This is a genomic window from Streptomyces sp. NPDC060002 (assembly GCF_042737245.1).
Classification (GTDB): Bacteria; Actinomycetota; Actinomycetes; order Streptomycetales; family Streptomycetaceae; genus Streptomyces.
In genome coordinates this window covers 65,881-72,797 of record NZ_JBHWUW010000046.1, presented here as the reverse complement: position 1 = coordinate 72,797, position 6,917 = coordinate 65,881, and the positions used below count along the sequence as shown (strand labels likewise).

Annotated in this window: 6 protein-coding genes and 1 tRNA gene; 2 read left to right on the top strand and 5 right to left on the bottom strand. The window is 72.8% G+C overall.

Annotated features, from left to right (window positions below; all coding sequences use genetic code 11):
- Nucleotides 1-299: 299 nt before the first annotated feature.
- Both ACFWBD_RS31420 and ACFWBD_RS31415 read left to right on the top strand, forming a co-directional pair.
- Nucleotides 300-1,058, top strand: coding sequence for an IclR family transcriptional regulator (locus ACFWBD_RS31420; RefSeq protein ID WP_385674162.1), 759 nt, complete (start codon nt 300-302; stop codon nt 1,056-1,058).
- Nucleotides 1,059-1,181: 123 nt separating this feature from the next.
- Nucleotides 1,182-1,255 (top strand) — tRNA-Lys (locus ACFWBD_RS31415).
- Here the strand turns inward: ACFWBD_RS31415 and ACFWBD_RS31410 are convergent.
- The 5 genes from ACFWBD_RS31410 to ACFWBD_RS31390 form a co-directional block, all read right to left on the bottom strand.
- Nucleotides 1,221-2,939 (bottom strand): AMP-binding protein, encoded by a 1,719-nt coding sequence (locus tag ACFWBD_RS31410; RefSeq protein WP_385674159.1) that lies wholly within the window; start codon nt 2,937-2,939, stop codon nt 1,221-1,223. The genes ACFWBD_RS31415 and ACFWBD_RS31410 overlap by 35 nt on opposite strands.
- A gap of 40 nt (nt 2,940-2,979) precedes the next feature.
- Nucleotides 2,980-3,441 carry a DUF3592 domain-containing protein gene (locus tag ACFWBD_RS31405; protein WP_385674156.1) on the bottom strand — a complete coding sequence of 154 codons (462 nt, stop codon included), beginning with the start codon at nt 3,439-3,441 and terminating at the stop codon, nt 2,980-2,982.
- Nucleotides 3,442-3,530: 89 nt separating this feature from the next.
- Nucleotides 3,531-4,136 (bottom strand): lytic polysaccharide monooxygenase, encoded by a 606-nt coding sequence (locus tag ACFWBD_RS31400; RefSeq protein WP_385674153.1) that lies wholly within the window; start codon nt 4,134-4,136, stop codon nt 3,531-3,533.
- 176 nt (nt 4,137-4,312) lie between these two features.
- Nucleotides 4,313-5,422, bottom strand: coding sequence for an SPFH domain-containing protein (locus ACFWBD_RS31395; protein WP_385674150.1), 1,110 nt, complete (start codon nt 5,420-5,422; stop codon nt 4,313-4,315).
- Nucleotides 5,423-5,500: 78 nt separating this feature from the next.
- Nucleotides 5,501-6,913 carry a peptidoglycan-binding protein gene (locus tag ACFWBD_RS31390; protein WP_385674147.1) on the bottom strand — a complete coding sequence of 471 codons (1,413 nt, stop codon included), beginning with the start codon at nt 6,911-6,913 and terminating at the stop codon, nt 5,501-5,503.
- Nucleotides 6,914-6,917 lie beyond the last annotated feature (4 nt).

The following is a 6,917-nucleotide window of genomic DNA, read 5'->3' as shown; positions in this document are numbered from 1 at the left end:
GGCCCGGCTTCGGCCCGGGGCCGGGCCCGGCTTCGGCCCGGGGCCGGGCCCGGCTTCGGCCCGGGGCCGGGCCCGGCTTCGGGAAGTGAAGCCGCCCAGGACTGCGCGCAGGACCCCAGCTCTCGACGCCGGGGCATGACTTTGGCATATGCCAGCGTGCCAGCACCGCAGTTGAGGGGGTCGAAGGTGCAACACATTCTCGTCAACAACCCCTCCTCCCGGCCCCCTTGGCCGCTATCGTGGAGGTGATTCACTGTCAGGATCAGGAATCACGGCCATGAGGCGACCAGGGGGGAACCGTGGCGCTGAAGCACGAGCCGACCGCGCCGTACCACTCGGCCCAGGAAGCGTTGCGCGTCCTGGAGACGGTGGCGCGGCACTCCACCGGTGTCACCGATACCGAACTCGCCCGCGAGACCGGACTCACCGCGGAGCGGCTGACCACACTCCTGCGCATGCTGCGCCGCGAGGGCTACGTCGAGCAGGTCGCCGACGGGGCGTACGTCACGGGCGACGCCCTGGCCCGCCTGGGTTCCGCGCACCACCGTGAGCAGGCCCTGCACGACCAGCTCCAGCACACCCTCGACCGACTCCGTGACTGCGTCGGCGCCGCCGTCTACATCAGCCGGTACGTCGACGGCGAGGTCACGATCACCCAGTACGCCGACGGCCCCGCCACGCCGTCCGTCAACGAGTGGGTCGACTTCCGCTCGTCCGCCCACGCCACCGCGCTCGGCAAGAGCCTGCTCGGCCAGCTCGACCACAACGGCCGGCGCGACCACCTCTCCCGGCACAAGATGGCCCGGCTCACCTCGCGCACCATCACCAGCGACAAGCTCCTGCTCTCCCGGCTGGAGGCACAGCCGCCCACGGTCCCGATGCTCGACCTCCAGGAGTACGCGATCGGCACGGTCTGCGCGGCCGTCCCGATCACCGCCGGCTCCATGGCGGGCTGTCTGGCTCTCTCCCTGCCCGTCGAGCACGCCCACCGGCTCCGCCAGGCCGCCGAGGCCCTGAACAGGAACGCGGCACCGGTACTGCTGTCGCTCGCGATCTGACACCCGCCCGGCGACCGCCCCGTGGGCCGTCCGGCGGGCGCTCCCGAGTGGTTCGGAGCACCCCCGCGGACCGGGTAGTATTTTCTCCGTCGTCAACCGCCGAAGGCGGAGGGCGGGAGTCACGCGCCGCTAGCTCAGTTGGTTAGAGCAGCTGACTCTTAATCAGCGGGTCCGGGGTTCGAGTCCCTGGCGGCGCACAGATGAAGGGCCTCTCGTGGACACGAGGGGCCCTTCGGCTTCCTCTGCCGTGAGCCTGCGGTAGGTCGCCCTTCCCGGCGGCCGCCACCACACCGGATCCGCGCACCGGACCCCCTCCCGCCGCAGCAGCGCCCGGTGGATCTTGTTCGTGGCGGTGACGGGCATCCGCTCCAGCACCCGTACGAACCGGGGCGCCATCTTCGTCCCCAGATCGGGCTGGGCGAGCAGGAACTCGGCGAAACCGAGCGGATCGAAGGACCCGGCCAGCGCCGCCATCACCTGGTCCCCGGTCACCGGATCCGGCACCGCGTAGACGGCCACGGCGGACGCCCCCTCGTACCGGGCGAGGATGTTCTCGATCATCGCGGCGGCCAGGTTCTCGCTGTCGACGCGGAGCCGGTCGTCGGTGCGGCCCGCGAAGTAGAGGAAGCCTTCGCCGTCGCGGTAGAAGAGGTCGCCGGTCCAGTACTCCCCGTCGTCCCGGCGCCGCTCCGCCTCCGCCGCCGGGTTGCGCCAGTAGCCCTCGAAGGGGTTGGGGCCCCGGTTGACCAGCTCGCCGATCGCCTCTTCGCCGTTCAGCAGCCGTCCGCCCGGGTCGAGAACGGCCGGCGCGCACTCGGCGCGTGTCTCCTGGTCGAGGACGACGAGACCGGGCCCCGCCCGCCCGACCGCCCCGGCCGGGGTCCCCGGCGACCACTGCACGGCCGCCCCGCCCTCCGAGGAGCCGTACCCCTCCACCAGCCGTACCCCGAACCGGCGTTCGAAGGCGGCCGCGTCCACCGCCCCCGCCTCGGTGCCGAAGCCGAGCCGCAGCGTGTGGTCCCGGTCGTCGGGGCGCGGCTCGGTGGCCAGGACGTACTGGATCGCCCGGCCCACATAGGTGAAGTACGTCGCCCGGTAGCGCCGTACGTCCGCCAGGAATCCGGACGCCGAGAACCGCCGCCGCAGCGCCACCCCGGCCCCGGCCGCCAGCGCGGGCGCCCAGTCGGCGATCACCGCGTTGCCGTGGAACATCGGCATGCAGACGTAGTGCACGTCGTCCCGGCGCACGGAGAACTGCCCGGCCAGGGAGCGCCCGGCGGCGGCCAGCCGGCCCTGGGTGCAGATCGCCGCCTTGGGCGCGCCGGTCGAGCCGGAGGTGAAGTAGAGAAGGAACCGGTCGGCGGGGCCGGCCCGGGAGGGGTCGGGGCGGGCGTCCGCGTACGGGGCGAGCAGGTCGTCGTACTCCGGGGTACCGGTGATCAGCAGGCGGACCCCGGGCAGGTCGAGGCCCCTGAGGAGGGAGAGGTGGGTGTGCTCGGTGATCAGCAGCCGGCACTCGGTGTGCAGGATGTCCCGGGCCAGTTCGGGGCCCCGCCGGGTGGGGTTGATCCCGGCGACGGCCGCGCCGGCGAGGGCGGCGGCCGACAGCCAGAGCGGGAACTCCGGGGTGTTGTCCAGCAGCACCCCGAGATGCGGCGGACCGTCCGACGACAGCAGGTCGGCCAGCAGCGCCGCCCGGGCGGCGGCGCCGGCGGCGACCTCGTGATGGGTGAGGACCGTGTTCTCGGGGTTCTCGGGGTTCTCGGGGTTCTCGAGGTTCTCGAGGTTCTGGGCGTTCTCGGGGTGCGCGGGGTGCCGGCACCACAGCCCGGGACGGTGGTCGCCCCACCGGGCCGCTACGAGTTCGGCGACGGACTCCATGGCGGCGCACGGTAGCTGACGTACCGTCAGATGTGGAGGGCTACGGCATGAAGTCGTCCGCCTCGGCGAACATCCAGTGGGCGGTGACCATGAAGAAGACGCAGAAGGCGATGGCCACGCCGAGGAAGAGCAGCAGGCAGCCGGACTCGGCGAAGAGCCTGCCGCGGGCGGGCGCCTTGGCCGTGGCCTCCTCGGGATGGCCGGCCGCGTAGTGGACGGTGACGATGTCGCCCTCGATGGTCGTGCCCGGGCCGTTCGCCTCCTCGAAGCGGACGGCCCGGCCCTCGCGGGTGGTGAACTCGTAGACGTGGTGCAAGGTCGTGCCGACCATCGTGTCGCCGCCGCCGCTGGTCGTCGTGTACGACCGCAGACAGCGCGCCTCCGCGGTGAGGCCGCCGTCCCAGGCCCGGACGACCCGCCGGGAGCGGCGGACCAGTCCGAACACGCCGAACAGCAGGCCGACGATCATGACCGACGGCACAAGGTAGAAGAAGGCTTCCATGAGCTCCCCCGAGGTCCAGGCGCCGACCTGGTCGTGTCGGCGTGCAGGGAACGTACCCGCGCGCGGACCCGGGGGACCTCAAGCGACGCTCAGAACGTGACGTCGGAGCAGGCGTAGAACGCGTTGGTCGTGTCGGCGACCGTCCACACCGCGACGATCACGTGACGTCCGCTGAGCCCGGACGGCAGCGTGCCGCTGTGCGAGAGGGTGGACGGGGGCCGCTGACCGCCGTAGGGCACGGTCAGGAACGGGGTGAGGTCGAGGTCGGAGCGGGCCAGGTTGTGGTTCTGGTTCCAGCCCTGCTTGGTGACGTAGTACTTGAAGTCGGTCGTGGCGTGCATGGCGGTGAACTGCCACCGGAAGGTGTAGCTCTGACCGCCGGTCACCTTGGTGGCCGGCCACGCCCCGCCCGAGGGGGTCTTCGGGCTGTCGAGCTGGGCGAAGCGGGTGTTGTTCGCGGAGCAGATCCTTCCGTCGGCCGCGCCGGACGCCGGGAAGCCCTTCGGGCCCTCGACGCTCTGCGGCTCCCACTGGATGTCACCGCAGTTGGTGACGGAGCCGTTCTGGCAGAGCTTCTGCCGGCTGATGGGGAGGTCGGTGTAGCCGTGGCCGCTCGCACCCCCGGCGGTGAGCACGAAGGCTCCCGCCGTGGTGAGTCCGAGCGCGGCGGCGTACCACTTGGTCTTTTTGCGCATGCTGCCGCTCCTGGAGAACGTGGGGAGTTCACTGAGCTGAGCCGTGCAGGTCTAGACCAAGTTCGAGATTATTGCCGTTTCTTGGCTGTGTCCATATCAAAGACGGGTCCGGCCCCGGGCGCGGTCCCCCGTTCCCCGCGGCACGGCACCCCCTTCCCCGCGGCACGGTCCCCGCGTCACGGCCCCTGTTCCCCGCGCCCCGAGCAGAAGGCGACGGTCAGGTCCTTCACCAGGGCCTTGCGCTCGTAGTCGTCGAGTTCCACGAGACCCCGCATGGTCAGCCGGGTCACCGTGTCCTCCACCGAGTCCACGACCGAGGTCAGCATGCTCGCCCGGTGCTGGGCGTCGAGCGCGGCGATCCGGCGGCGGTGCATCGCGGCGGCGACCTCGGGGGCGTACTCGATCCGCAGCGGCCGTACCGAGAACACCTCCAGGCCGATCGCGCCCGCGTCCTGCGCGACCCGCCTGGTCAGCGCCTCCCCCGCCGCCTCCACCGACCCCCGTCCCGCGCCCGGCGTCTCCACCGGGATCCGGGCCAGGGCCGCCTCGACGCACTCGCGCAGATACGTCTCGTGGTCCTCCACGCCGAGCGTGGCCCGCGCGGTGTCCCGCACCCGCCACACCACGAGCGTCACCACCCGCAGCGCGACCCCGCTGCCGTCGGCGGCGGGCATCGGCTCGCTGCGCCAGTGCCGCAGCCGTACGTCCACCCGGCGGCGCAGCAGCAGCGGGTTGACCCACAGCAGACCGGTGCGCCGCACGGTCCCCCGGTAGCGGCCGAACAGTCCGAGCACCCAGGCCCGGCCGGTCCGCCCACGGGCCAGACCGCCGAAGCCGAACAGCCCCAGCGCCCCCGCCCCCGCGTACGCCGCCCACTGCGCCGGACCGAGCCCGGCGCCCGCGAAGTCCGGCAGCCGCAGTGCCTGCGCCGCGTGCGGCGGCAGCACCCCGGCCCACCACGAGGCGGCCGCACAGCCCGCCGCCCCGCACATCCCGGCGAACACGCCCGCCGCGCCGGGCAGCACCCGGGCCGGCCGCTCCACCAGGTCCGGGTCGACCTGCGCCACCGGGCGGGGCTTGGCCGGCGTCGGCCGGCGCAGCCGCGGCTGCTCGCCGGTGCCCGCCCGGCTGCCCACCACGGCGGGCCCGAGCGGCACGGGCCGCGGCTCGGGCTCGTCGCGGAACAGCAGATGGACGGGGATCTCGGTGGTCGCCTCGTTCTGGATGAGCCGGGTGGGCCTGGACGGGCCCTCGGACTCGGGTGTCGGTGAAGTGGTCGTGTTCATTGCGTGCCTCCAGCCTCCGCGCCAGATACGCCATGACAGTGAGATGGGATCAAGGAAGCGAGCGGGTCCCGCTCCGGTCTACGAGAAGAGCCGCCGCCAGGTCTCCGGGCCCGGGTAGCCGTCCGCCGCGCCGCCGCGCCAGCCCTGGGCGCGCTGGAAGGCCTCGACCCCTCGCCGGTCCGCCTCGCCCCAGCGCACTCCGGGACCCGTCGTGTAGTACCTGCCGAACCCCTTCTTCACCAGCTGCCTCCCCAGCTGGGTGACGTACGCGTTCTGCGCGCCGGGCCGGAACATGCCCCGGCCCGGGTACGCGGGGACGCGCGGCACCGAGGGCGCGCCGGCCGCCCCGGTCGCGGGATACCCGCCGGAGCCGAAGCCGGAGTCCGGGCCGGTGCCGGTCGTCGGGGGCTGCGCGGGGGTGATGTTCCTGCCCTGGCCGGAGATCAGCAGGGCCCAGGTACTCGGGCCGGGGATGCCGTCGGCGTCGGCGCCGCGCCAGCCCTGGGCCTGCTGGAAGGCGAGGGTGGCCCAGCCGTCGGACGCCGACCACCTCGGTCCCGGGCCCGAGGCGTAGAAGCGTGCGCCGCCGCGCTCGACGAGGAGCCGGCCGAGCTGGGTGACGTACGGGTTGTTCGCGCCGGGCCCGAAGGCCGTCCGCCCCGGGAACGACATCGTCATGGCGCCCCCGGCGCCGGGCTTGTTCCCGGCGACGGCGGTCGTGCCGACCTGTTCCCCGGAGCCGGGAGGGACCGCCGTGAGGCCCTTGTACCGGTAGGGCACGTAGCGGTCCGAATGGCTCCAGTAGGCGTAGGGAGTGGGCTGCCGGCGGGTGGTCGGGCGGGTCTGCTCGTAGACGAGGTAGTAGCTGTGCGTGTAGTCCGTCCAACCGCCGAAAATGACGACGTGCGAGCCTTTCTCGGGGTCGGTCGGATTGTGGAACAGCAGAATGTCGCCGGGCTGGAGCTCCTCCTTGGTAATCCGTGTCCCGTACTGGTGGAGACTGCCCGTCCACTCGTTACCGGGCAGGTTCCAGGCCTTGGAGACGAAGCCCGAGCAGTCCTGCCGGTAACCGTCGTACCAGTAGGTGCTCATGCTGTACGGCACCTCTGCCGAAACCCATTCCTTGGCCCGTCTGATGATGTCCGCCCGGGTCGTCGGGGGCGTTTTCACCGGTCCCGCCACTCCCCCCGGCTGGGCCGGCTGCCCGGCCGGACCGTGCAGCGGCGCCTTGCCGCCCTGTGGGGTCTCGGGCTCGTCACCTGCGGGTACGCCGGGCCGGTCGGAGGTATGCGGGGCCGCGAAGGCGGGCACCGCGTGGGCGGTGCCGAGCGCCGCGGCCGCCGCCGTGGCGACGACCACCACGCGATGGGCGGCCGGGTGACCGCCGAACCGGGCGGGCGGGGAATTCGACCCCGCCCACCGCCGGGATACGCATCCGGGGCACTCGCAGTCACTCTCGGGATCGAATTCCTCGAATACCGGAGAGCCCATGCGA